This is a genomic window from Lysobacter sp. (assembly GCA_013141175.1).
Classification (GTDB): domain Bacteria; phylum Pseudomonadota; class Gammaproteobacteria; order Xanthomonadales; family Xanthomonadaceae; genus Lysobacter_I.
Window position 1 is genome coordinate 518,612 of sequence record JABFRN010000001.1, and the last position, 25,706, is coordinate 544,317.

At 64.2% G+C, this 25,706-nt stretch carries 16 protein-coding genes, 1 pseudogene and 1 riboswitch; of the genes and pseudogenes, 12 read left to right on the plus strand and 5 right to left on the minus strand.

The genetic code is table 11. From position 1 onward, the window contains the following. The first annotated feature begins 2 nt into the window (after positions 1–2). The 4 genes from glgB to HOP03_02480 all read left to right on the plus strand — a co-directional run bounded on the left by glgB (position 3) and on the right by HOP03_02480 (position 9,951). Positions 3–2,180, plus strand: coding sequence for a 1,4-alpha-glucan branching protein GlgB (gene glgB / locus HOP03_02465; protein ID NOT87025.1), 2,178 nt, complete (start codon positions 3–5; stop codon positions 2,178–2,180). Between the two features lie 337 nt (positions 2,181–2,517). Then, positions 2,518–4,656 (plus strand): glycogen debranching protein GlgX, encoded by a 2,139-nt coding sequence (gene glgX / locus HOP03_02470; protein NOT87026.1) that lies wholly within the window; start codon positions 2,518–2,520, stop codon positions 4,654–4,656. After that, entirely contained in the window at positions 4,656–6,173 is a 1,518-nt protein-coding gene (malQ, locus tag HOP03_02475; GenBank protein ID NOT87027.1) for a 4-alpha-glucanotransferase, read from the plus strand. The genes glgX and malQ overlap by 1 nt, the downstream gene beginning before the upstream one ends. 283 nt (positions 6,174–6,456) lie before the next feature. Beyond that, complete coding sequence (locus HOP03_02480; protein ID NOT87028.1) at positions 6,457–9,951, plus strand: hypothetical protein; 3,495 nt, start codon at positions 6,457–6,459, stop codon at positions 9,949–9,951. Positions 9,952–10,033: 82 nt separating this feature from the next. Here HOP03_02480 and HOP03_02485 read toward each other — a convergent pair. Together HOP03_02485 and HOP03_02490 are read right to left on the minus strand one after the other, a co-directional pair. Next, positions 10,034–10,126, minus strand: a pseudogene (locus HOP03_02485) (transposase). 190 nt (positions 10,127–10,316) lie between these two features. Continuing rightward, positions 10,317–10,562 carry a hypothetical protein gene (locus HOP03_02490; GenBank protein NOT87029.1) on the minus strand — a complete coding sequence of 82 codons (246 nt, stop codon included), beginning with the start codon at positions 10,560–10,562 and terminating at the stop codon, positions 10,317–10,319. A gap of 64 nt (positions 10,563–10,626) precedes the next feature. Here HOP03_02490 and HOP03_02495 point away from each other — a divergent pair, with 64 nt between their 5' ends. After that, positions 10,627–11,127 (plus strand): hypothetical protein, encoded by a 501-nt coding sequence (locus HOP03_02495; protein NOT87030.1) that lies wholly within the window; start codon positions 10,627–10,629, stop codon positions 11,125–11,127. Positions 11,128–11,368: 241 nt separating this feature from the next. On the opposite strand, the gene HOP03_02500 is transcribed toward HOP03_02495, so the two are convergent. After that, complete coding sequence (locus HOP03_02500) at positions 11,369–12,901, minus strand: malonyl-CoA synthase (protein NOT87031.1); 1,533 nt, start codon at positions 12,899–12,901, stop codon at positions 11,369–11,371. 273 nt (positions 12,902–13,174) lie between these two features. Here HOP03_02500 and HOP03_02505 point away from each other — a divergent pair, with 273 nt between their 5' ends. From HOP03_02505 to HOP03_02530, 6 genes are all read left to right on the plus strand, one after another. Next, the gene (locus HOP03_02505) at positions 13,175–14,824 is read left to right on the plus strand and encodes a hypothetical protein (protein NOT87032.1); all 1,650 of its coding nucleotides are present in this window, start codon (positions 13,175–13,177) and stop codon (positions 14,822–14,824) included. After that, a complete protein-coding gene (locus tag HOP03_02510) occupies positions 14,821–15,714 on the plus strand; it encodes a DUF3365 domain-containing protein (GenBank protein ID NOT87033.1) in 894 nt (297 codons plus the stop codon). Before HOP03_02505 ends, HOP03_02510 begins: the two co-directional genes overlap by 4 nt. After that, complete coding sequence (locus tag HOP03_02515) at positions 15,711–16,235, plus strand: hypothetical protein (protein NOT87034.1); 525 nt, start codon at positions 15,711–15,713, stop codon at positions 16,233–16,235. The genes HOP03_02510 and HOP03_02515 overlap by 4 nt, the downstream gene beginning before the upstream one ends. 214 nt (positions 16,236–16,449) lie before the next feature. Beyond that, entirely contained in the window at positions 16,450–17,499 is a 1,050-nt protein-coding gene (locus HOP03_02520; protein NOT87035.1) for a hypothetical protein, read from the plus strand. A gap of 56 nt (positions 17,500–17,555) precedes the next feature. Next, positions 17,556–18,782, plus strand: coding sequence for a saccharopine dehydrogenase (locus tag HOP03_02525; protein ID NOT87036.1), 1,227 nt, complete (start codon positions 17,556–17,558; stop codon positions 18,780–18,782). Between the two features lie 249 nt (positions 18,783–19,031). Next, complete coding sequence (locus tag HOP03_02530; GenBank protein ID NOT87037.1) at positions 19,032–20,429, plus strand: FAD-dependent oxidoreductase; 1,398 nt, start codon at positions 19,032–19,034, stop codon at positions 20,427–20,429. A gap of 30 nt (positions 20,430–20,459) precedes the next feature. Here the strand turns inward: HOP03_02530 and thiC are convergent, their stop codons facing one another. Further along, the gene (gene thiC, locus HOP03_02535; protein ID NOT87038.1) at positions 20,460–22,337 is read right to left on the minus strand and encodes a phosphomethylpyrimidine synthase ThiC; all 1,878 of its coding nucleotides are present in this window, start codon (positions 22,335–22,337) and stop codon (positions 20,460–20,462) included. Positions 22,338–22,399: 62 nt separating this feature from the next. After that, positions 22,400–22,500, minus strand: a riboswitch (TPP riboswitch). Between the two features lie 107 nt (positions 22,501–22,607). Here thiC and HOP03_02540 point away from each other — a divergent pair. Further along, on the plus strand, positions 22,608–24,518 hold the full coding sequence (locus HOP03_02540; protein ID NOT87039.1) for a potassium transporter TrkA: 1,911 nt from the start codon (positions 22,608–22,610) through the stop codon (positions 24,516–24,518). A 35-nt stretch (positions 24,519–24,553) separates the two neighbouring features. Here the strand turns inward: HOP03_02540 and HOP03_02545 are convergent, their stop codons facing one another. Beyond that, complete coding sequence (locus HOP03_02545) at positions 24,554–25,609, minus strand: 2-oxoacid:ferredoxin oxidoreductase subunit beta (protein NOT87040.1); 1,056 nt, start codon at positions 25,607–25,609, stop codon at positions 24,554–24,556. Positions 25,610–25,706 lie beyond the last annotated feature (97 nt).

The window sequence follows — 25,706 nt, forward strand, 5'->3', positions numbered from 1 at the left end:
GCATGTTGAGCCAGGGGGACATCGATGCACTGCTCGCGGCGCGGCACGCCGATCCGTTCGCGGTGCTCGGACTGCATGCCGATGCCGACGGCAAACTGTGGGTGCGCGCGCTGCTGCCCGGCGCCGCATCGGTGGAACTGCTCGACGCCGCCAGCGGCAAATCGCTGACCGACCTGTTGCATCACCGCGATGGCTTCTTCGAAGCGCGCGTACCGCTGCGGCGCAAGCACTTCGACTATCGCCTCAAGGTACGCTGGCACGATGGCGGCGAAGGGTTGTACGCGGACACGTTCGCGTTCGGGCCACAGCTCGATGAAGACACGCTCATCGCTTTTCGCGAAGGCCGCGATCTGCGCCCGCACAAATTCCTCGGCGCGCATCCGTGCACCGTCGATGGCGTCGACGGCGTGCGCTTCGCGGTGTGGGCACCGAATGCGCGCAGGGTCAGCGTCGTCGGCGGTTTCAACGCCTGGGACGGCCGTCGCCATCCGATGCGTCTGCGCCACACCGCCGGTGTGTGGGAAATCTTCGTCCCGCACGCCGCCATCGGCGATCTGTACAAATTCGAGCTGGTCGCCGCCGACGGCACGCTGCTGCCGACGAAAGCCGACCCGTTCGCGCGCGCCTCCGAACTGCGCCCCGGCACCGCCAGCAAAGTCGCCGCGCCGATGCCGATGCGCGCGCTGCCGCCGGAACGCGCCGCCGCCAACGAGCGCCATGCGCCGATCAGCATCTACGAAGTGCATCCGGGCTCGTGGCGCCGCAACGACGACAACACCTTCCTCGATTGGGACGCGCTCGCCGCGCAATTGCCGGCGTACGCCGCCGATCTGGGCTTCACCCACATCGAACTGCTGCCGGTGTCGGAGCATCCGTTCGACGGGTCGTGGGGTTATCAGACGCTGGGGATGTTCGCGCCGACCGCGCGCTTCGGTGCGCCGGAAGGTTTCGCGCGCTTCGTCGATGCCTGCCATGCGCACGGTGTGGGCGTGCTGATCGACTGGGTGCCCGCGCATTTTCCGAAGGACGCGCACGGGCTGGCGCAATTCGACGGCACCGCACTGTACGAATACGCCGATCCGCGCGAAGGCGAACACCGCGACTGGGGCACGCTGATCTACAACTTCGGCCGCACCGAAGTCCGCGCGTTCCTTGCCGGCAGCGCGCTGCACTGGCTGGAGCAGTTCGGCATCGACGGCCTGCGCGTGGACGCGGTCGCGTCGATGCTGTATCGCGACTACTCGCGCAACGCTGGCGAATGGGTGCCGAACGCGTTCGGCGGACGCGAGAATCTGGAAGCGATCTCGCTGATGCAGACCATCAACGCGCGCGTCGGCGGCGATGTGCCCGGCGCGATCGTATCGGCCGAAGAATCCACGAGCTTCCCCGGCGTGTCCGCGCCGACAGATGTCGGCGGCCTGGGCTTCCACTACAAATGGAACATGGGCTGGATGAACGACACGCTGCGCTACATGCACGAAGATCCCGTGCATCGGCGCTGGCATCACGACACGATGACCTTCAGCCTGGTCTACGCCTTCAGCGAAAACTTCGTGCTGCCGCTGTCGCACGACGAAGTGGTGCACGGCAAAGGCGCATTGCTTGCGAAGATGCCCGGCGACGACTGGCAGCAGTTCGCGAATCTGCGCGCGTATCTGGGCTTCATGTGGGCGCACCCGGGCAAGAAACTGCTGTTCATGGGCCAGGAGTTCGCGCAGCGGGACGAATGGCGCCACGACGAAGCCTTGCCGTGGCATCTGCTCGACCATGCGAGTCATGCGGGCATGCGCAACCTGGTCCGCGATCTCAACGCGCTGTATCGCGACACGCCCGCGCTGCATCGGCTGGACTGCGACGGCGCCGGCTTCGCGTGGATCAGCGGCGACGACCGCGAGCAGTCGGTGTTCGCCTGGATCCGCCGCGACGGCCACGGCGGCACCGCGCTGGTGGTCTGCAATCTCACCCCGGTACCGCGCGAGGGCTACCGGCTGGGCGTCCCCGACGATGGCGCCGCGCAGTGGCGCGAAGCCATCAACACCGACTCGCGCCACTACGGCGGCGCCGACCTCGGCAACGACATGCATGCGCTGCACGCGGACGCGGTGCCTGCCCACGGCTGTGTACGTTCGCTGTCGCTGATGCTGCCGCCGCTGGCCACGCTGGTACTGGTGGCGGCATGAACGCGATCCTGAGAAAACCGTCGTTCCCGCGCACGCGGGAACCCAGTGGCGTTGATTGCAGGACGTCGAAGACACTGGATCCCCGCGTTCGCGGGGATGACGCGAAGAAGGCTTCCCTTCTCCCCGCACAGCGGGGAGAAGGTGGCGCGCAGCGCCGGATGAGGGGTCGACGCAACTGCAATGTGTCCCGAAGAGCGCCCCTCACCCGGCCTTCGGCCACCCTCTCCCCGTGCTGCGCACGGGGAGAGGGAGCCGCTTCAAGTTCGCCGTGCGACACGGAATGTCACACGGATGTCGTTCACAGGAATCCCTCACGCGGCATGCGCTGCCGCACGCCATGACTGGCACGCTACCCGCACATCTGCTTCCAGGCCGCGCCGCACCATTGGGCGCGCATGTCGTCGATGGCGGCATCCAGTTCGCGGTGTTCTCCCAGCGCGCCAAACAGATCGAACTGAGCATCTTCGACAGCACCGGCACGCAGGAACTGAAACGCTACGCGCTGCACCCCACCGAAGACGGCGTGTTTTCCGGCATGTTGCCCGGCGCGCAGCCCGGGCTGGTGTACGGCTACCGCGCGCACGGCAGCTACAAGCCCGAATCCGGCTACCGCTTCAATCCGCACAAACTGCTGCTGGACCCGTATGCCCGCGAAATCGTCGGTCGCTTCGAATGGCGCCCCGAACATTTCGCCTACGTGCATGGCCACCCCGAAGGCGCGCGCGTACTCGACACCCGCGACAACGCCGCGTTCGCATTGAAATCGCGGGTGATCGCGCCGCTCGCACCCGCGCTGCGCGCGGCGCAATGTCCGCGTCGGCCGTTGTCGGACGTGGTGCTGTACGAACTGCACGTCAAAGGCTTCACGATGACGCTGCCGGGCATTCCCGACGCGCTGCGCGGCACCTATGCCGGGCTGGCGCATCCGGCCGCGATCGCGCATCTCAAGCGCCTCGGTGTGACCACGCTGTCGCTGCTGCCGGTGCATACCGCGATCGACGAACAGCATCTCGCCGATCGCAGCCTCGGCAATTACTGGGGCTACAACACCATCGGTTTCTTCTGCCCGGATGCGCGTCATTCGGCGGCGCGGCGCGGCGGCGACGACCGCGGCGGCGCGGTGATCGAAGAATTCCGCGCGATGGTCGCAACGCTGCAGGCCGAAGGCTTCGAGGCGGTGCTCGACGTGGTGTTCAACCACAGCGCCGAAGGCGACGAGTACGGGCCGACGATCAGCTTCAAGGGCCTCGACAATCCCAGCTGGTATCGGCTGATGCCCGACGACCGCAGCCGCTACGAAAACGCCAGCGGCTGCGGCAACACCCTGCGCCTGATCCACCCGCGCGTGACCCAGTTCGTGCTGGATGCACTGCGCTACTGGGTCGAAGTGATGGGCGTGGACGGTTTCCGCTTCGATCTCGCGCCCGCGCTCGGGCGTACGCGACAGGGCTTCGATCCATCGGCGCCGTTCTGGGTCGCGCTGCGCCAGGACCCGACGCTGTCGCAGGTGCATCTGATCGCCGAACCCTGGGATCTCGGCCACGACGGTTATCAGCTCGGGCGGATGCCCGGCCGTTTCCTCGAATGGAACGACCGCTTCCGCGACGCCGTGCGCAGCTACTGGCTGGGTCAGGATGCGCATCACGGCGCGGCGATCGGACGCAGCGAGTTCGCGCGCCGCTTCACGGCGTCCAGCGATCTGTTCCATCACGGCCATCGCCTGCCCGGCGCCAGCGTCAATTTCGTGGCCGCGCACGATGGCCGCACGCTGGCCGATGTGGTGACCTATCGCGAGAAGCACAATCTCGCGAACGGCGAACACAACCGCGACGGGCATTCGCACGAAGTCTGCGCGAATTTCGGCATCGAAGGCCCCAGCGATCATCCGCTTGTGATCGACACCCGCCGCCGCGTGCGCCGCGCCCTGCTCGCCACCGCACTGCTCGCACAGGGCACGCCGATGCTCTGCGCGGGCGACGAGTTCGGCAACAGCCAGCGCGGCAACAACAACGCCTATTGCCAGGACAATGCCACCGGCTGGCTGGACGGGTGCACGGCCGGCGACGACGACATCGATTTCGTCGCATCGATCCTCGCGCTGCGTCGCGACGACCCGCTGCTGCGGCATCCGCGCTGGTTCACCACCACGCCCGACGCGCACGAACCCGTGCTGCACTGGCTGCGACCCGATGGCGAGGCGATGCAGGTCGACGACTGGCACGACCCGCACGCGCACGCCTTCGCCTGCCAGCTCGCCGACCGCGCGGCGTCGCCGCCGCGCTGGTGCATCGTCTTCAATCCCGGTGCGCAGCCCGCGCGCTTCCGTCTGCCCAACGGCCCGTGGCGGCTGGCGGTGGACAGCAGCGGCATCGCATCGCATACGCCCTCACACGACACAGACGGCACCATCGAAGTGCCGTACCGCACGCTGCTGTTGCTGCGTCGCGACCCGAATTTCCAGGAGACTTTTTCATGATCGATCTCGATCAACGCTCGGCGGGCATCCTGCTGCACGTGACCTCGCTGCCCGGGCCGCACGGCATCGGCGATTTCGGCCCGGATGCCTACCGTTTCGTCGACTGGCTGCAATCGACCGGACAGCACGTGTGGCAGTGGCTGCCGACCAACCCCATCGGCCCAGGCAATTCGCCCTACCAGAGCGTGTCGGCATTCGCCGGCAGCCCACTGATGGTGGCGCTGGAGCCGCTGATCGAAGCCGGCTGGCTGCAAGCACCGACGCTGCCTGAAGGCGGCTTCGACGCGCATCGGGTCGATTTCGGCCGCATCATCGGCTGGCGCCAGGCGCAGTTGCGCAGCGCTTACGCCGGCTTCGTCGCGAAAAAGGATGCGGGCGAACACGCCGCATTCGTGCAATGGACCGCGCAGCAGACCGACTGGCTGGACGACTACACCCTGTTCATGGCGCTGGAAACCGCGCATCAGGGCGCACCGTGGTGGCTGTGGGCCGCGCCACTGCGTACGCGCGATGCCGCCGCACTCACTGCCGCACGTAAAGAGCACGCTGACGAAATCGGCTTCTGGTCGTTCGTGCAGTGGTGCTTCGACACCCAGTCGCACGCACTCAAGCAATACGCGAACGGCCGCGGCGTCGCGATCATGGGCGACCTGCCGATCTTCATCGCCCATCACAGCGCCGACTGCTGGTCGCGCCCCGATCTGTACATGCTCGACGACGCACATCAGCCCACCTCGGTCGCCGGCTGCCCGCCGGATGCGATGGCGCCCACCGGACAACGCTGGGGCAATCCGCTGTACCGCTGGGACTTGATGGCGAAAGAAGATTTCGCATGGTGGACCGCACGCCTGCGCCGCGCGCTGAGCCAGGCCGACGTCTTCCGCATCGACCATTTCCGCGGCTTCGCAGGTTATTACGAGATCCCCGCAAGCTGCCCCACCGCCGAAGAAGGCACTTGGATGCCGGGGCCGGGCAAGGCCCTCTTCGACGCGATCGAACGCGTGCTCGGCCCGCTGCCGATCGTCGCCGAAGACCTCGGCCTGATCACCGACGACGTCATTGAACTACGCGACGGCTGCGGTTTCCCCGGCATGAAGATCCTGCAGTTCGGCTTCGGCGGCAACGCCAACGACCTGTTCCTGCCGCACAACTGGGGCCGCAACTTCGTCGCCTACACCGGCACCCACGACAACCACACCGTCCGCGGCTGGTGGGACACCGCCAGCAAACACGAACGCGCCTATGCGGGCTGCTACCTGCCCGCGCATCAGCACGACGTGCATTGGGCGATGATCCGCGCGTGCTGCAACTCCGTCGCCAACATGGCGGTGTGTCAGTTGCAGGATGTGCTGGGGTTGGGGCTCGATCATCGGATGAATACGCCGGGGACCGTGGGCGACCACAATTGGACTTGGCGGTTCGAGTGGGGGATGGTGGATGCGGAAGCGACTCGGGTGTTGGGGTTGATTACGGCTGCTAGTGGGCGGAGGAGGTTTGGGTTGGGTGGGTTGCCATAGAGCGCGTCTTTGTGCATGGGTTTTTTCGATTAATTGAATCTATTAATGACACCCACGTGCTCACCAGACCTGAAGCGCCTAACAAATTCGTCCAACCAGTCTCGCATCGTGGCAGCGCCAGAGTGCTTGCGCTACGCTAGTGCGTAGTCTCTGCTACATCGCGGGGCGGCTTTACTGAAGTCGTTAGAAATCATGGAGGTTATGGTGACGAAGCCTGAAGTGGGCATACAACTGGGTTGGTCTATGGCATCGCTCCTGCTCTTATGGCGTGTCGGCAGGTTAAATGCGTAGCGCGCTCACATGGCTTCATCTGTCAGACATCCACTTCAATCTCGCGACAGAATGGAGCGCCGAAAATGTCAGGACTTCTTTGATTGATTACCTCGACGCGTTATTCAAAGGCGATGAGTCTCTGTATCCGGATCTTGTTTTCTGCACAGGAGATATCGCCTACGGGGAGACTGGTTCGTCACCGCTAAAAGACCAATACGCCAAGGCCAAGATCTTCTTCGATAGAATCCTTGAGATCTGTGGACGACCGGGAGCTCCGTTACCCCACGATCGCCTGTTCGTTGTCCCCGGCAATCATGACGTGAATCGGCGCAGCATCGATTCAGATGCTCAGGCAACGCTGACAAGGTGGGCGAGTGACGCGCAAACTCACATCAACGAAATCAATCAACGCTTCAACGACCGCACAACGGAGTTCAAGAACGCCATCAAGAGACTTGACGAGTACTCGGAATTCGTTAGCGACTACCTGCCGCATCAACATGATGCTGACGGACGGCATCATTATGCGCGAGTCGTGGAGATTGACGATCTGAGCGTAGGCATAGTCGGGCTGAATTCCGCGTGGTCTTGCGCAGGCCCGGAGGATGACCGTAACCTGTGGCTGCCAGCAGAGTGGCAATTCAACGCCGCCGCAAGAACACTCGGCAACAAGGCTCACCTAAAAATTGGCATCGTCCATCACCCAGTCGCATGGCTGAACGCAGCCGACCGTACCACTACTTCCGCGCGCATTTCCACAGATGTTCACTTCTATCTTCACGGCCACGAGCACCATGCATGGGTTGAACCGACCCAAAGCCATGTCATGATCGCAGCTGGTGCAGTGGGTACAAATGCTACCGACGAGTTCGGCATTAACATCACGCGGATTGACCTCGAAAAATCCAAAGGAACAGTCCATCTTCACGGCCACAAGGCCGGTACGAGCAATTGGATCAGCGCGCCCGTTGGGGGACATGCTCCCAGCGGCCAATGGGATTTCGATCTGCCGGTCGCGCTGCGCCGGGCACCTGCACTGGCACCTGCACTGGCACCACTACCGGTAGCAACCAAGCGATCCAGCAAGCTATACGGGCGAGAGACACTAATCAAGAATGCAGTCGCGAAGCTGGACGAAACGCCTTTTTTATTTGTTTACGGTTTTCGGGGCAACGGCAAGACTGCCCTCATTCAGGAGTTGGGGGCACGATCGCCCCTGGCTCATGGGCAGCATGTGCGCATCGTGGCCAAGCTAGAGACGACAGCCGATGATCTGTTCCGCGAGCTGGCGGGGCTACTTGGTGAGACGGCAGAGCTGCCGAAAACTCCTGCTGGCAACGCTAGCGAGATCGCAAAAGACATCGCGCTTAGATATTCGGCTCCCAGCCACGCTTGGATCTGGATCGACCGTGCGCACAACCTGCTTGATGCCCAAGGCTTCCGTCATCAGAATGTTCGTGACTTGCTAACGGGCTTGCGGACGGCGACATCTTGGCACTGGGTGCTTGAGATGCGAGAAAGACCGCCTCAAGATCTTATCGGCATATTTGCATCGGAATGCGAGGTTACAGGGCTCCGTAAGGAGGCGCTGCAAGAGTGTCTGGCTGATGCCGCTCCTGATGGGCGAGAGACCGATTGGCGCTATAGCGGCAAGCCGTTGAAGGATATCTTTAGTTGGCTGGGCGGAGGCCATGGCGCGTACGCTCACCCACACGCAATTCAGCTCCTCATAGAAGTAGCGCGTGGGCGAAACGAAACTCCTTTGGAGGTGCACGAGCGGCATCGTAGCGACTTCGAGCAGCGAGTCGAGGACGTACTGTTGGCCGACCTCTACGATAATGTCCTAGTGGATCATGAACGTCGCTTGCTGCAGGCTCTGGCCTTGTATCGAGCGGCCATTCCTCACGACCACATGGATGCTTTGGAGGACGCACTTGATGCCAAAGGAGCACTGGACAGCCTTTACCGACGCTGTCTTCTCACAAGCAGCCCAAGCCACGAGCAGTTTTACCTGCATGGCCTCATAGCGAACTGGATTCGCATTCGCAAACTGGGATACACGAACGGCGAAAGTGACGACGCGGGCTTCACAGACAATGACGAGAAAACAAAGCAAGATATCGCCTGCGAACTACACGCGGCGATAGCCTCGTGTTGGCTTAACCAGCTCGGTCACTCACGACGTATCACCAACGTCAACATCACTCGCGCACTAGAGGCTTTTCATCACCTTATTGCTGCAGATGATCCTGCCCGCGTTCAAAGCATTGCCGTAGAATTGCTGTCTGGCGATCTCGAGTGGGCCAGGAAGCGAATGAAAGCGTTTCAGGAGCGTCTCTTCACGTCGAGAGCACCACTTGCTCAGCAGTGTGAGGCATTGGAGTATCGAGCCGTACTGGACCCGGATGACCACTCAGTTCAGCGTTTTCTCGGAGAGTGCTATCAAAAGATCGATGGAAGAGCGAGCCGGAGGGCAGTGGCATGTTTCGAGACAGCCTGCAAAATGAGGCGTGACTTCCCGCAGTATTGGGCCAATCTCGGCATCTCGGCCATTGCTCGCGGGCCCGACGCGGTTAGCGACTACCTCATGCGACTCGACTCACTGCAAGCCGACTGTCCAGAAGCGATCGATGACTATGTGAGAGCGATCCAAGCCGACTGCTTGGGGATCGTTGGCGCTCTGAGTAAGGCAGCCGTGCTGCGCATGGCCAGGATAAGTGCGGGCACTGCAAACTCAGCGATTTATGCCGACGAAGCCAAGGCGCGGCTGGACGCCAAGGACTACGGCGGCGCGCTTGATGTCCTTGATCTTGCGACCAAAAACGCTGCGGCCAGCGAATACACTGAGGCCATCCGTGCCAGCGTCCTACAACGAACAGATCCGAGTAAGGCAGCTGTGCTGCGCATGGCCAGGATAAGTGCGGGCACTACAAACTCAGCGTTTTATGCCGACGAGGCCAAGGCGCGGCTGGATGCCAAGGACTACGGCGGCGCGCTTGATGTCCTTGACCTTGCGACCAAGAACGCTGCAACCAGCGAATACACTGAGGCCATTCGTGCCAGCGTCCTACAACGAACAGATCCGAGTAAGGCGGCTGCGCTGCGCATGGCCAGGATAAGTGCGGGCACTACACACTCAGCGTTTTATGCCGACGAAGCCAGGGCGCGGCTGGATGCCAAGGACTACGGCGGCGCGCTTGATGTCCTTGACCTTGCGGCCAAGAACGCTGCGACCAGCGAATACACTGAGGCCATCCGTGCCAGCATCCTGCAACGAACAGATCCGAGTAAGGCGGCTGCGCTGCGCATGGCCAGGATAAGTGCAGGCACTACACACTCAGCGTTTTATGCCGACGAGGCCAGGGCGCGGCTGGACGCCGAAGACTACGACGGCGCGCTTGATGTCCTTGACCTTGCGGCCGAGAACGCTGCGGCCAACGAATACACTGAGGCCATCCGTGCAAGCGTCCCAAATCGAAAACTTAGGAAAGCTGGTGAAAACTAGGACCGACGCCTCCCGCTTTTTAGTAGCAGTCCGATCTGGAGTCCAATTTCCCAATGTAATGACCCAGTGCCTTCTGCACGGGTCAGGCCGCTAAGGCACACGCTTCGGCGGGTGTCTTCATGCCCAGCGCCTGGTGTGGGCGCCGGTGGTTGTAGAACTGGATCAAGTCGCTGATTTGGATGACTGGGGATGACTGGGACATCCACAGAAATCCCATGGTTCTCGCATTTTTCGCAACACCCACCAGAAACAATAAAGGCACTGCCACAGCAGTGCCCTTCGCTCAAATCAACAGTCGACCCAATAAATCACATCCAGACAGCTCGTTCTTTTGATCCGGGAATAATGGCTACCAGCCAATATCTTCACTCACCCCCAGCCAACCTCGCCGCAAACCCGACCCCCTTCAGCCACGCCTGTCCCAAGCGCTTGGCGATCTCGATCATGTCGTCCACTTCGCCGATCACGTACCAGTAGCCGGAGCCAACCGCCTTGGGAAAACCGGGACACCCACTTCGCGTGTGATGATGGAAGAATCGGGTTTTCCGGATTTTCGAGGAATGCGGGTGTCCCGAAAAAACACCGAAAAAAAACATCATGCGCGACGGCATGGTGGGGTTCGCTGCGCTCACCGCCGCCCTACGCAAACGCGCCCTGTTCCGTTAGGGTGGCGTCATGCACCATGCCGAACACTACCCCGCCATCTTCGCGTTCCTCGCCCGCATCGGCCTGCCCATCGCGGAGGAGACGCTGCCTGCGGACACCTTCCTGCCCGGCATCGTGCTGCGGGCCGGTGGTCTGGTGGTGGATCCCGGAAAGCTGACATGGCCCGGCGACCTGCTGCACGAGGCCGGGCATCTTGCGGTGTTGCCCGCTGCGCTGCGCGGTGATGCCCACGACAACCAGCTGAATCACGAAGGTGTCGAGCATGCCGGCGAGTTGGAGGCGATGGCGTGGGCGTACGCGGCAGCGGCCGAACTGTCACTGCCGACCAGCGTGCTGATCCACGACGGTGGCTACAACGGCAAGGCTCGGGATCTGCTGCAGATGTACACCTTCGGTGTGTATCCCGGACTGCGGGGGCTGTGCGCGAGCGGGATGACGGCGGCGCACGGGTTCACGCCCGACAGCGGCCCGGTGAAGTATCCGCAGATGCTGCGTTGGCTGCGCGATTGAATCTGTGATTTCGTGGGGTGGGCTTGGCCTGAGGTATCCCCGCTTTTCCGAGCGTTTCAAAAAAACGTCGCCATCCCCGCGAAAGCGGGGATCCAGTGACTCTCATGCGTCCGGGCAATACTGAAGACACTGGATTCCCGCTTTCGCGGGAATGACGGGTAGGAGTACGGTTTCTTCGAATCCATCGATCGGGTCAGTTTTCTTGAGGAGAAAGTGGGGATATCTCAGGTCAAGACCCACCCTAGGGATTCTTCGGGGCGTCGGCCTTGAATCTCTCGTCAAACCTCTGTCGCAGCAGGTTCTTCTGCACCTTGCCCATGGTGTTGCGCGGCAGCTCGGCGACGATCTCCAGCGCCTTCGGCTGTTTGTAGCGCGCGAGCTGTTCGCGCAGGGCAGCATCGATGGCGGCAAGGTCCAACATTGCGTTCGGTTCGGCGACCAGCACCGCGACCACCGCTTCCCCGAAGTCGGGATGCGGGACGCCGATCACTGCGGATTCCAAGACACCGGGCTGTTCGTCGAGCAGCAGCTCGACTTCCTTCGGATAGACGTTGAAGCCGCCGGTGATGACCAGATCCTTCTGGCGGCCGACGAGCGTGAGATAGCCGTCGTCGCTGAAGCAGCCGAGGTCGCCGGTGATGAAGAAGCCGTTGCCGCGGAATTCCTCCCGGGTTTTCTCCGGCATGCGCCAATAGCCCTTGAACACGTTGGGGCCGCGCACTTCGACCACGCCGGTGTCGCCTGCGGGCAGCGGCACGCCGGTGTCGGGATCGGCGACGATCACTTCGACGCCCGGCAGCGGCAGGCCGACGGTGCCGGCGCGGCGGTCGCCGTCGTATGGGTTCGAGGTGTTCATGTTGGTTTCGGTCATGCCGTAGCGTTCGAGGATGCGGTGCCCGGTGCGCGCTTCGAATGCGCCATGCGTTTCGGCGGGCAGCGGCGCGGAGCCCGAGACGAACAGCCGCATGCGTTCGCACAGCGCATGATCGAACTGTGGCGCATCGAGCAGGCGCGTGTAGAAGGTGGGCACGCCCATCAGCACGGTCGCGCGCGGCAGCAGGCGCAGGATCGCTTCGAGATCGAAACCCGGCAGGAACAGCATCGATGCGCCGCTGAGCAGGGTCACGTTGGTCGCGACGAACAAGCCGTGGGTGTGGAAGATCGGCAGTGCGTGCAGCAGCACGTCGTCTGTGCTGTAGCGCCATTCGCGCGCCAGCGCTTCGGCGTTCGACAGCAGATTGCGGTGGGTCAGCATCGCGCCTTTCGAGCGTCCGGTGGTACCCGAGGTGTAGAGCAGCGCGGCGAGATCGTCGTCGCCGCAGTCTTCGACGGCGAAGGCCTCCGATTGCGCGTCGCACAGATCGCGGAAACCGCCACATCCGTCCGCACCCAGCGTCGACAACTTCGCGCCATGCGCGGCGGCGATCGGCGCAAGCGCGTCGGCCCGCGCGGGATCGACCAGCAGCAGCGCGGGCTCGGCATCGCCGACGAAATAATCCACTTCCGCAGCGGTGTAGGCGGTATTGAGCGGCAGGAACACCGCGCCGACCGCCGCGGTCGCGCCATAGGCGGCCAGCGCCTCCGGCGTCTTCGCGATCTGCACCGCAACGCGGTCGCCGGCGCGCACACCCTGCGCGCGCAGCGCACCCGCAGCGCGATGCACCATCGCGAGGAATCCGACGCCGGAGATCGCGGTGGCATCGGCTCGCGTGAGGAACGGCAGGGGCTTGTCGGCAAGCGGCGCGAACAGGCGGTCGTAAAGTGGATTCGGCACGGGGCTCCCTCGACTCTTCCACGCATGGATACGGTTGCAATGCTAACCGCCCGCCCGCAAGCGCGCGGACGCGATGCGGTGTTTCTCGTCGCGCCTTCCGGGTATTCGTCGCACTAAGACCAAAGTCGATACCGCACCAAAACGATCCTGCTTGAAAAAGCCGCTGAAGGCTGTTAACCATATGAATGACAGCGAGAGACATTCTGGGCGCGGGGCCGGCCCGGAATGTCTACAGGAGGCTCGCGAGCGGCGCTCCGCAGGACAAGGCGGGGGGTGGAAAGGAATCCGACGGCCATTGTGGCGGTCGATACGACGGCGCTCGCCGACAGGGGCTTCATGGAAGCGATACCGGTTCGACAGGTACAGGACCAGGACGACCTGGTCTGCCATTGCGCGGGCGTGACCCGCGCACGCATCAAATCCGCGATCGCCACGGCGCCCGCGTCCACGCTCGAATCGCTGGGCGCCCAGCTCGGCTGCGGCGTGCAGTGCGGCTGCTGTCGGCCGCTGGTGCAGGAACTGCTCGGCCAATCGCCATGGTACGAAGTGGCGAACGCCATGCGGACCACGCTCACCGACGACGGCCACCCGGAACGGCGGATCGTGCAGCTCGATCTGCAGCTGGTCGGCTTTCCGCCGTATCCGCAGGCGCAACCCGCGCAGCACGTGGTGCTGCAGGCGTGGCTGGACGAGAGCTGGATCACGCGCACCTATACCGTCGTGCGCCAGTCCGAGGACGGCAACACGGTGAGCATCGCGATGCGCCGGATCGAGGGCGGCGAATTCGGTCAGCGACTGATCGATGTCGACGACGCGACGTTCGCCGCGATCCCGCTGCGCATCGCGGTGCCGGCCGGCGAGATCGCTCCCGCCGACAGCCGGCCGATGGTGTGTTTCGTCGCTGGAGTGGGCGTGACCCTGGCGCTGTCGCTGCTGCACGGCCGCCGTCCGGGCCAGCACCTGCACGTGGACTACAGCGCATCCAGACGCGGCGACATGGTCTACGCCGATCGCATCGAAGGCTCCGCCAGCAGCGGCCGGGAGGTCAGCTGTCACCTGCGCACCGACGATGTCGATGGTTTCATCGACGACGAGGACATCCTCGAAACCGTGAAACAGTTCCCCGGCGCGCGCTACTACGTCTGCGGGCCGCCCGCCTACACGCGCCGATTGGTCGACGGCCTGCACAAGGCCGAGGTGGCCGATGCGGATGTGCGCGTGGAGGCCTTCTTCCTCAAGACCAATGCACGGCCGCGACCGGGCATCCGCCGCCTCGCCTACGCCGCTGGCATCGCCCTCGCCTTCCTGCCGTTGCTGCTGCTCGCGCCGGCTCTGGCGAAGTTCGTGCCCAACGATGCGCACAACCCCGGGCATGTCGATCTGGAATGCAGCGAATGCCACCGCGAGGCGCCGGGCACGATGCGCCAGCAGTTGCAGGCGAAAGCGAAGCATCTGCTGGGGCTGCGCGCCAGCGATATCGCGTTCGGCAACCGGCCGGTGAACAACGCGGCCTGCGTCGGCTGTCACGACGATCGCGACGATCGCCACCCCGCCTATCGTTTCCTCGAACCGCGCTTCGCTGCCGCGCGCGAAACGCTCGCGCCACAATTGTGCGTGAGCTGTCATCGCGAGCACACCGGCACGCGCGTGAGCCAGACCGACACCGGCTTCTGCGCCGCCTGTCACAGCGATACGAAAGTGAAGGACGATCCGGCGAGCCCGACCCACGCGGTGCTGTTCCGCGACAAACGCTGGGAGACCTGCCTGACCTGCCACGATTTCCACGGCAACCATCCGCACGATCCACCGCACGACCTGAAGGACGCCATCGCGCCCCAGACGATCGCCGCCTATCTGCGCGCCGCCAAGTCGCCGTACGGCGAGCCGGTGGTGAAAGCCAAACAGCCCGAGGCCTCGCCATGACCCTGCCGAAGATCGAAAAATCCGTACTGGTGCTCGCGGCGCTGGCCGTGCTGGGCATCTATCTGTTCGCGACCGCGCCTTCAGATCTGGAAGGCGATCGCAGCGGGGGCCGCACCGTGCCGGTCGAAACGCTGTTCCGGTTGTTGAATGCCGAGAACGCATCGATCCGCAAGCTCTACACCACGGACATCGTCACCCCGGGCCTCAAGAACGGCCTGAAATATCGCGAAGACTGGAAAGACAAGGACGTTCACGCCGGCCCGTTGCCCGCGCTGGTCCTGCGCGAAACCGCGAACCGGCTGCAACAGCGCGTGCCGGACCTGAGCCTGTTCCTCGGCTCGACGTTCCCGATCGAAGCGTCCAATCAATTCAAGGGCGCGCAGCTGGCGTATTTCGACAAGATCGACAAGAACCGGGAACCGCAGTTCTTCCTCGACGACAGCAGCGGGCGCTACACCGCGATGTTCGCCGACATCGCCGGCGCGCCCGCCTGCGTCAAATGCCACAACGAACACCCGAAAAGCCCGCGCAAGGACTGGAAGCTCGACGATGTGATGGGCGCGACGACGTGGTCGTTTCCGCGCAAACAGGTTTCGACCGATGAACTGGTGGAGATTCTCGGCGCCTACCGCACCGCCGCGCTCGACACCTACAGCGCATACCTGAAGGAAACCGAAAGCTTCGCGGACGGGGAACGTCCGGAATTGGGCGCACGCTGGCCGAAGGACGGGCTGTATCTGCCCGACGACGAAACCTTCCGCAAAAGCGTGGAAGAACGCAATTCCACCGCGTCGCTGAGCCTGTTGCTGCAGACATCCGCCGCGCCGGAACGGGCCATCGCCGCCAAGGCCGGCGCCAGCAAGCCGGACAAAGCGGGGACAGCGCCGTGAGCGCCTCCCTGCGTCGACTTCCACCGAAGTCCGCGTACCAGACCGCGTTGACGGTGGCCTCGTGGTCCGCATTGATCGGTGTGACGGTGTCCTGCGTGGCATGGCTGCTGACGCCACGCTGGAGTGCGCTGTTCGCGCTGCAACAACTGCAGGCCTACAAACAGATCACCGGCTACACCCTCGTCGGCCTGCTCAGCTTCGATCTGTCGCTGGCATTGATCAAACGCCGGCTCGTGCGTGGATCCTCGCTGCGCGCATTGCAGCTCGCGCACCGCGTGCTGGGTTTGACGATGCTGGCGCTGCTGGTGCTGCACGCGGGTTTCGCGCACGCCGGTTTCCTGCACGCCACGTTCGCGGTGACCATGCTGGTCGTCGTCGCGGGCGCATTGCTGAATCTGCTGCCGAGCCATCGCCTGGGGTCATGGGGACAGTGGACCACCGCCCTGCATATCGGCGCCGGCTGCCTGCTCGCGGCGCTGGCCGTAATGCACCTGTACTTCGTCTACAGCTATGCCAGCTGAAGCGCGACGATAGTCCGGAAATCCACCTGCGATGCACGACGGATGCGCCCGACGCGCAGTTGCGCTCCGCTCATCATCGGTGCCCGACCGCTCGTCGGGATACCGCCGCCACCGGCATCCTCCCTTGGGCGAAGCCGGTGCATTCTTCCTCTCGGTCGATACGCCGCCCTTGGCGCATCGATATCTTGGATTCCGACTCTAAGGAGAGAGCACAATGACACACTCGTTACGCACCATTCTGTTCGCGCTGGTCCTCATGGCCTGCGCATGGCTGCCAGGCACCGCGTCCGCCCAGGGCGTCCTGATGGGCAGCGCCGACCTCGATGGCGACAGCATCGCCGAGCAGGTCTACAACAACGGCTCCTACATCACCGTCAAGAACACCAGCGGCAGCAGCTACAACTACCAGGTCAGCGCGGGCTCGTGGGCCCTGCTGTACGGCAACTTCAGCAGCGTGGCGAATCTGGACGGCGTCGCCGGCGCCGAGATCTCGATCAACCGCGGCAACTCCCTGCTGGTCATCAACCACAATTCGCGCAGCACCTACAGCTATCCGATGAGCGGCTCCTGGGCCGCATCGCCCGGCGGCATCACCGATCTGGACGGCATCGCCGGGGCAGAGATCGCCATCGTGGCCGCCGACGCGCTGCGCATCCTCCACCACAGTTCCCGCAGCATGAGCTCGACGCCCATGTCCGGCACCTACGCGATCGCCGTCTACGGCATCAGGGACCTGGACGGCCAGCCCGGCGCCGAGATCCCGATCGCCAATGGCTCGGCGCTGCGGATCTACAACGATCGCACGCGCAGCATGCGCAGCACGCCGGTCAGCAGCGGCAGCTGGGCCATCTGCAACGACCCGGGCATCCCCAACTGCGTCAGCGACATGAACGGCACCGCGGGCGCCGAACTCGTGCTGATCCTGCCCAACTACATCAGCGTCTACAGCTACGTCACCGGGTCGATGAGCAACTACGTCATCAACAGCCAGTACGCGATCCTCTCCGACGGCGTGCGCGATTTCGATGGCACCGCCGGCAACGAGATCGCGGTCGCCCGCAGCGACGGCCACATCAACATCATCCGTCCGCGCAGCGGCAACCTGCAGTTCATCAGCGGCACCGGCACCTTCGGCACCTGGTGGTCGCTGCTGAACTACGCCAACCTCGACGGCGTGGCCGGCGACGAGATCCGCGTCCGCAACAACGGCACGGCCCGCAACTACCGCATCTATCCGCGCTCGGGCATCGTCTCGGCCGAATGAGTGCGGCACCGGCGCGGTCGCGATCCGCAGCCGCGCCGTCCGTGCCAAGATAGGGCATGGACAAATCCTTCGATCTCATCGTCTTCGGCGCCACCGGCTTCACCGGCCGGCTGGTCGCCGAATATCTCAATGCGACCCATGGTGTCGGCGGCAGCGTGCGCTGGGCGATGGCCGGACGCAGCGCAACCAAGCTCGCGGAGGTCCGCGATGCGCTGGGGATCGACCCGTCGCTTCCATTGCTGGTCGCTGACGCCAGCGACACCGACGCGCTGGCTGCGCTGGTGAAACAGACGCACGTGGTCCTGACCACCGTCGGCCCGTACCAGTTGTACGGCGAGCCCTTGATCCGTGCCTGCGCCACCGCCGGCACCGACTATGTCGATCTCTGCGGCGAACCCGGCTGGATGGCGCAGATGATCCCGCAACTGCAGGACACCGCCCGCGCCAGCGGCGCACGCATCGTGTTCTCCTGCGGCTTCGATTCGATCCCCTTCGACCTCGGCGTGGTTTACGCGCAGCACGAAGCGCAGCAACGCCTGGGTGCAGCGCTCGCGCGCGTGCACGGCCGGGTGAAGGTCATGAAAGGCACGTTCTCCGGCGGCACCATCGCCAGCATGCTCGCGACGATGGAAGCGATCGGCCGCAACCGCGCGCTGGTCAAGACCCTCGGCGACCCGTTCGCGCTCACGCCCGGTTTCCGCGGCCCGCGCCAGCCCAACGACAACGTCGCCGCGTTCGACGAGCTTGCGAACAGTTGGACCGCGCCGTTCGTGATGGCCACGATCAATACCAAGAACGTGCATCGCAGCCATCTGCTGCTGGGGCACCCGTGGGGCCGGGACTTCATCTACAGCGAACGCACCCTGACCGGCGATGGCGCCGGCGGCGAAAAGCGCGCGAAGAAGATGGCGCGCGCGTCGAAACTGCAGACGATGCTGCTCGCATTCGCGCCGACGCGCGCACTGTTGCGCCGTTTCAAGCTGCCGAAACCCGGCGAAGGCCCGAACAAGGAACAGCGCGAGAAAGGTCGCTACGAAGTGCTGTTCTTCGGCGAAACCGCCGATGGCGGAAAACTCACCGTCAGCGTCGCCGGCGATCGCGACCCGGGCTATGGATCGACCTGCAAGATGATCACCGAGGCCGCGCTGTGCCTGGTGCAGGATGTCGACCACAAGACGACGCCCGGCGGCGTGTGGACACCGGGCGCGGCGATGGGGATGACGCTGGTGAAGCGGCTGGAGGAGAAGGCGGGGCTCACGTTCAAAGCGGTGGAGCCCACCTGAACTTCGAATGCTCGGTGCCGCGCGCGACGAGTCGCGCATCCTGCAACCGCTCGCGACTGCACCGCAGCATCGCTCATATCGCCATGTCCGACGAGCATATGCGCATCGGAAGACCTTGAAAACGCCCGTGAATGCAGCGCATGCCGGAAATGCGGCAAAACACCGGACATTCCACCGAAAACCATTTTTTCACACGCACCGCGCGCGCTCTCTCCGATACTGGCGGCATGCAATCGAAGGGAGATGGGCATGCGCATCACCATCATCGGCGCCGGGTTCACCGGCACGACGCTCGCAAGCGAGCTCGCGACATCGTTCGACACCGATCTCGACGTCCATCTGGTCGGCGTTGCCAGCAACTTCGGATGCGGCGTGGCCTATGGCGATGCGCGTGGCGAGCACCTGCTGAATGCGCGCGCGGGCCAACTCGGTGCGTTCGCGGACAAGCCCGCGGATTTCGCGCAGTGGCTGAATCTTTCGACGCGCGCGCACGACGCCTTCCTGCCCCGCGCGGCGTACGGCGAGTATCTGCTGGATCGCCTTCACGACGCCGAGGCGACTTCGACCAACCTGACGACGCTCGAACAGGAAGTGATCGAGATCGACAGCGTGCCCGGCGGCGGATACCGGATCCATCTCGACGACGGCGCCAGCTTCTTCAGCGATCGCGTCGTGCTGGCGGTGGGTGCGTTGCCGCCTCAACGACTGGCTGGCGTGGGGCCTCGACTCGCAAGGCATGCGCGCTATGTGGCGTCGCCCTGGCAGGAAGGCGAACTGGACCGCATCGACGCCGACGCGCGCCTGCTCATCGTCGGCACCGGCCTGACCATGGTCGATGTGGTGGCGACCCTGCGCCGCCGCGGCCATCGCGGCCGGATCGTCGCGATGTCCCGGCACGGCCTGCTTCCGCAGCGGCACACCGAAGTGCCCAGCGATCCCGTCGAGCTTCCGCCGGTCCTGCTGCAAGCGCTACGCGCGAACGATCTGCACGCGCTGGTCGCTGCGGTGCGCTCGGTCGGCCGTCTGGTGGACGACTGGCGCACGCTGATCGACGCGCTTCGACCGCATCTCCAGGCGTTCTGGGGCGGGCTCTCCGCGATGCAGCGGGCACGCTTCCTGCGCCATGTCCGCGCCTACTGGGAAACCCATCGCCACCGGATGGCGCCGCGCGCAGCCGACGACATCGACGAAGCCCTGAAGAGCGGGCAACTACGGCTGCTGAAAGGCCGGCTGCTGCGCGCAGGGGTCGCGGGCGATGCCGTATCGGCCCTGATCCGCCCACGCGGTAGTCCTACGGCGGAACCGCACCTGTTCGACGGATTGATCCGCGCGACCGGACTGGATACCGATATCTCGCGGACCACGCATCCGTTGATCCAGCACCTGGTGGCGAGTGGGACGATCATCCCGGATCCATTGGGGCTGGGGATACGGACATCATCGTCCTTCGAAGTCTTGGATTCCGACCACCATCCCGTGCCCGGACTGTACTGCGTGGGCGCGCTGGCCCGGGGCCATTGCTGGGAACTGACCGCCATCGCAGAACTGCGCAGCGCGGTGTACGCGCTGTCGCGGCAACTGCGCCAGGGCCCGACGGACAACGCCCCGGCCGCAGATGCGACGCTACGCAGCATGGCGTCCTGCTGAGCGCCGGAAAGACCTGGGATATGTCGCGGATTATTCCTTCCGATACACCTCCGCGCCCTGCGCCAGGAACTCCGCGGATTTCTCCGCCATCCCGGCTTCCAACGCCTTTTGTTCGTCGACGCCGTGCTCGGCCGCGTAGTCGCGCACATCCTGGGTGATCTTCATCGAACAGAAATGCGGGCCGCACATCGAGCAGAAGTGCGCGCTCTTGTGCGCATCCTTCGGCATGGTTTCGTCGTGGAATTCCTGGGCCTTCTCCGGATCCAGGCCGAGATGGAACTGGTCTTCCCAGCGGAACTCGAAGCGCGCCTTGCTCAGCGCGTTGTCGCGGATCTGCGCGCCCGGATGACCCTTGGCCAGATCGGCGGCATGCGCGGCGATCTTGTAGGCCATGATGCCGTCGCGCACGTCCTGGCGGTTCGGCAGGCCAAGATGCTCCTTCGGCGTGACGTAGCAAAGCATCGCGCAGCCGTACCACCCGATCATCGCCGCGCCGATCGCCGAGGTGATGTGGTCGTAGCCCGGCGCGATGTCGGTGGTCAGCGGACCGAGCGTGTAGAACGGCGCTTCGCCGCATTCGCTCAGCTGCTTGTCCATGTTTTCCTTGATCAGCTGCATCGGCACGTGGCCGGGGCCTTCGATCATGGTCTGTACATCGTGCTTCCACGCGATCTTGGTCAATTCGCCCAGCGCTTCGAGTTCTCCGAACTGCGCGGCGTCGTTGGCGTCGGCGATGCAGCCCGGACGCAGGCCGTCGCCCAGCGAGAAGGCCACGTCGTAGGCCTTCATGATCTCGCAGATGTCTTCGAAGTGCGTGTAGAGGAAATTTTCCCTGTGGTGCGCGAGGCACCATTTCGCCATGATCGAACCGCCGCGCGACACGATGCCGGTCACGCGCTTCGCGGTGAGCGGCACGTGGCGCAGCAGTACGCCCGCATGGATGGTGAAGTAATCGACGCCCTGCTCCGCCTGCTCGATCAGCGTGTCGCGGAAAATCTCCCAGGTCAGCGCTTCGGCGCGTCCGTCGACCTTCTCCAGCGCCTGGTAGATCGGCACGGTGCCGATCGGCACCGGCGAATTGCGGATGATCCATTCGCGGGTTTCGTGGATGTGCTTGCCGGTGCTGAGGTCCATCACCGTGTCGCCGCCCCAGCGGATCGCCCACACCAGCTTCTCGACTTCCTCGGCGATGCCTGAACTGACGGCGGAATTGCCGATGTTCGCGTTGATCTTGGTGAGGAAATTGCGGCCGATGATCATCGGCTCGCTTTCCGGGTGGTTGATGTTGTTGGGCAGGATCGCGCGACCGCGGGCGATCTCGTCGCGCACGAACTCGGGGGTGATGACTGTCTGGATGTTCGCGCCGAAGCTTACGCCCGGGTGCTGTTGCAAAAGGTGCGCTTCGCGGACCGCCTCGAGGCGCTGGTTTTCGCGGATCGCCACGTATTCCATTTCCGGCGTCACGATGCCGCGCTTGGCATAGTGCATCTGCGAGACGTTGGCGCCGTCCTTTGCGCGACGCGGCAGCGCGCGGTTCGGAAAGCGCACAGCATCGAGCTTGGGATTGCCTTCGCGCGTACGGCCGAATTCCGAACTCAGCGCGGACAGACGCTCGGTGTCGCCGCGCGCTTCGATCCAGCCTGCGCGCAACGCGGCGAGACCGGCGGCCAGATCGATCCGCACATCCGGGTCGGTGTAGGGGCCGGACGGGTCGTAGATGGTCACGGGTGCGTTCGCTTCGCCACCGAACAGGGTCGGTGTCTGCGACAGCGCGACCTCGCGCATCGCCACGCGGACATCGGGACGCGAGCCTTCGACGAAGATCTTGCGCGAGCCGGGAATCGGCCGGGTCACGGATTCGGAAAGTTGCTCGGTCTGCTGCAGCAGCGTGGAAGGCACGGCATTCATCGGCATTCGTCCTGTGGAGTGCATGTGGGACGAAGCGGGACGCGGCGCGGAGGCCCATGGGCCTCCGGTATCGCGAAGCTTCCCTACGCCGATATCAATCGGATCAGGTTCGAAGGGTCTGTCTCAATCGCCGGCCAAGCCGACGATACCCCCGCTTCTGCCGTCATTGAACCATTCCACGCCGCCGACCGCCACTGCAGGAACCGCGAACCGCTTCACTTTCACGACGATTCGTCGACAATGGCCGGCCATTCCGGGGACACAACGCCGATGCCCACCTCCAGCCGCATCACCTGGCGCGACCGTCTGCGCTACCGCTTCGAGAACACCCTGTCGCGCGGCACCGTCGCCATCATCGGCTGGCTGGCCCTGTTGTCCGCCGGCATCGTCGCGTTGGCGACGCTGGCGATCTGGACGTTGCGGGTGCGCACCGCCCCCGACGACGGCACCAGCAGCCTCGGCGCGCTGGAAGGGGCCTGGCAGAGCATGCTCCACGCACTCGATCCCGGCACCCTGGCCGGCGACCAGGGCTGGCTGCTGCGCGCACTCATGCTGGTGGTCACCGTCGGCGGCATCTTCATCGTCAGCATGCTGATCGGCACGATCACCTCGGGTCTCGATGCGCGGCTGCAGGACATGCGCAAGGGCCGCTCGCGGGTGATCGAATCCAACCACACGCTGATCCTCGGCTGGTCCAGCAAGGTGTTCTCGATCATCGGCGAGCTGATGATCGCCAACGAGAACCAGAAGCGCCCGTGCATCGTCATCCTGGCCGACCGCGACAAGGTCGAGATGGAAGACGACATCCGCGCGAAATTCCCGGACACGAAGAACACCCGGGTGATCTGCCGCAGTGGCGATCCGCTGGATCTCGACGATCTCGCGGTCGTGGCGCCGCACGAGGCGCGTTCGATCATCGTGCTGGCGCCGGAAACCGAGAATCCGGACATCCACGTGATCAAGTCGGTGCTGGCGATCACCAACAATCCGGATCGCCGCGAAGGTGCGTACCACGTCGTCGCCGAAATCCGCGATGCGCACAATCTCGAGGCCGCACATCTGGTCGGCGGCAAGGAAGCGGTGTTCGTGCAGGGCGCCGATCTGATCGCCCGCGTCACCGCACAGACCTGCCGGCAATCGGGTCTGAGCGTGGTCTACACCGAACTGCTGGATTTCGACGGCGCGGAAATCTATTTCACGCCAGCGGGCAGTTTGAGTGGGCGCAGCTATCGCGAGGTGCTGTCGAGTTTCGAGGACTCGGCGGTGATCGGCCTGATGCACGGCGACGGCGAGGTGCAGATCAATCCGGTCATGGAGACGGTCCTGCGCACCGACGACCAGATCATCGCGATCAGCGAGGACGACGACACCCTGATTCCATCGAAGACCGCAGCGCCGATGCCCGATGCGTCGTGCATCGTCGACGGCGCGAAAACGGAATCGATGCCCGAGCGCACGCTGGTGCTGGGCTGGAACGAAAAAACCGAAGCGGTGATCCGCGAACTCGACAACTACGTTGCCGCAGGCTCGAAGATCACCGTGATCCGCGCTTGGGGCGAAGACGAAGCCAGTCTGGCGGCTGCAGGCGCGCTCAAACGCCAGCGCATGGCATTGGTGACCGGCGACATCGCCAGTCTGGCCACGCTGGAATGGGCGCGCGTCACCGAATACGACCACATCATCGTGATGAGCGACACCCGTCTGCCGATCCAGGAAGCCGACGCGCAGACCCTGATCTGCCTGCTGCACCTGCGCAACCTCGCCGAAGCCGCCGGCAAGGATCTGAGCATCGTCAGCGAGATGATGGACCTGCGCAATCGCGCGCTGGCACAGGTGGCGCGCGCCGACGATTTCATCGTCAGCGACACTCTGGTCAGTTTGATGCTGTCGCAGCTGTCGGAAAACAGGCATCTCGACCGCGTCTTCCGGACGCTGTTCAGCGCCGACGGCTCGGAGATCTACATCCGCCATGCGCGCGACTACATCGCGGCCGGGTACGAGGTCGATTTCCACACCGTCATCGAAGCCGCCGCGCGGCGCGGCGAAACCGCGATCGGCTATCGCATCGTCGCCGATGGCGGCGACCCGGCGCAGGGCTTCGGAGTGAAGGTCAACCCGAACAAATCGGCGCGGATCCGATTCGCGGCCGACGATCAGCTGATCGTACTGGCCGAGGATTGAGCGTTGCCGCGAGCCGGGTCGCCGGCTCGCGATGATCAACGCAGAGCGGCGTTGATCTTGTCGAGAATCGCCGAACCCGGGCTCAATTCCGCCGCGCCCAGCGTATTCAGAGGCGCGGCGACGGTGTTGAGATGCTGGTGCAGGTCGCCGGCGTCGCCATCGACGTAGAGCAGGCCGGTCACGACTTCGCCGCGCGCGTGGTGCTGCTGGATGAAGTTCATCGACGCGATGCGGTCGCGCGGATCGTATTCCGCTTCCAGCTTGCGCAGGCGCAGCACCGAACCGTCGTGCTGTTCGACCGAGATCGTGTCGCCGGGTGCGTAGTCGACGGCGATCTCCGCGCGCGGCAGCATCACATCGAGCTGGTTGACCGCATCGTTGTGCTCGCGCACGTAGTCGTAGCTCTTGGTGCTGCCGGCGTGGTTGTTGAAGGCGACGCAGGGGCTGATCACATCGATGAACGCGGTGCCGCGATGCGACAGTGCGCCCTTGATCAGCGGCACCAACTGCTTCTTGTCGCCCGAAAATCCGCGGCCGACGTAACTCGCACCCAACTGCAGCGCCATCGTGACCAGGTCCAGCGGGCTGTCGGTGTTGGCGACGCCCTTCTTCGACACCGACCCCTGATCCGCCGTCGCCGAGAACTGGCCCTTGGTCAAACCGTAGACGCCATTGTTCTCGACGATGTAGACCATGTTCACGCCGCGCCGGATCGCATGCACGAACTGGCCGATGCCGATCGACGCGGAATCGCCGTCGCCGGACACGCCCAGATAGATCAGGTCGCGATTGGCGAGGTTGGCGCCGGTCAGCACCGAGGGCATGCGGCCGTGCACGGTATTGAACCCGTGCGACTGGCCGAGGAAATAATCCGGCGTCTTGCTGCTGCAGCCGATGCCCGAGAGCTTGGCGACGCGATGCGGTTCGATATCCAGTTCCCAGCAGGCCTGGATGATCGCCGCCGAGATCGAATCGTGCCCGCAGCCCGCGCACAGCGTGCTGATCTTGCCCTCGTAATCGCGACGGGTGAAGCCGATCGCGTTGCAGCCGAGCGAGGGATGGTGCAGTTTCGGTTTGGTGAGGTAGGTCATCTGAATCTCTCTGTCGTTGGCCCCTCTCCCACCGGGAGAGGGGTTGGGGAGAGGGTTCGGTGATGCGGCGAACTGTCAACGCTGCGCAAGATCCGTA

Coding starts and splice junctions, on each gene's coding strand:
- glgB (NOT87025.1), top strand. CDS start 3: ATGTTGAGCCAGGGGGACATCGATGCACTGCTCGCGGCGCGGCACGCC.
- glgX (NOT87026.1), top strand. CDS start 2,518: ATGACTGGCACGCTACCCGCACATCTGCTTCCAGGCCGCGCCGCACCA.
- HOP03_02480 (NOT87028.1), top strand. CDS start 6,457: ATGCGTAGCGCGCTCACATGGCTTCATCTGTCAGACATCCACTTCAAT.
- HOP03_02490 (NOT87029.1), bottom strand. CDS start 10,562: ATGCCGTCGCGCATGATGTTTTTTTTCGGTGTTTTTTCGGGACACCCG.
- HOP03_02495 (NOT87030.1), top strand. CDS start 10,627: ATGCACCATGCCGAACACTACCCCGCCATCTTCGCGTTCCTCGCCCGC.
- HOP03_02510 (NOT87033.1), top strand. CDS start 14,821: ATGACCCTGCCGAAGATCGAAAAATCCGTACTGGTGCTCGCGGCGCTG.
- HOP03_02520 (NOT87035.1), top strand. CDS start 16,450: ATGACACACTCGTTACGCACCATTCTGTTCGCGCTGGTCCTCATGGCC.
- HOP03_02525 (NOT87036.1), top strand. CDS start 17,556: ATGGACAAATCCTTCGATCTCATCGTCTTCGGCGCCACCGGCTTCACC.
- HOP03_02530 (NOT87037.1), top strand. CDS start 19,032: ATGCGCATCACCATCATCGGCGCCGGGTTCACCGGCACGACGCTCGCA.
- thiC (NOT87038.1), bottom strand. CDS start 22,337: ATGAATGCCGTGCCTTCCACGCTGCTGCAGCAGACCGAGCAACTTTCC.
- HOP03_02540 (NOT87039.1), top strand. CDS start 22,608: ATGCCCACCTCCAGCCGCATCACCTGGCGCGACCGTCTGCGCTACCGC.
- HOP03_02545 (NOT87040.1), bottom strand. CDS start 25,609: ATGACCTACCTCACCAAACCGAAACTGCACCATCCCTCGCTCGGCTGC.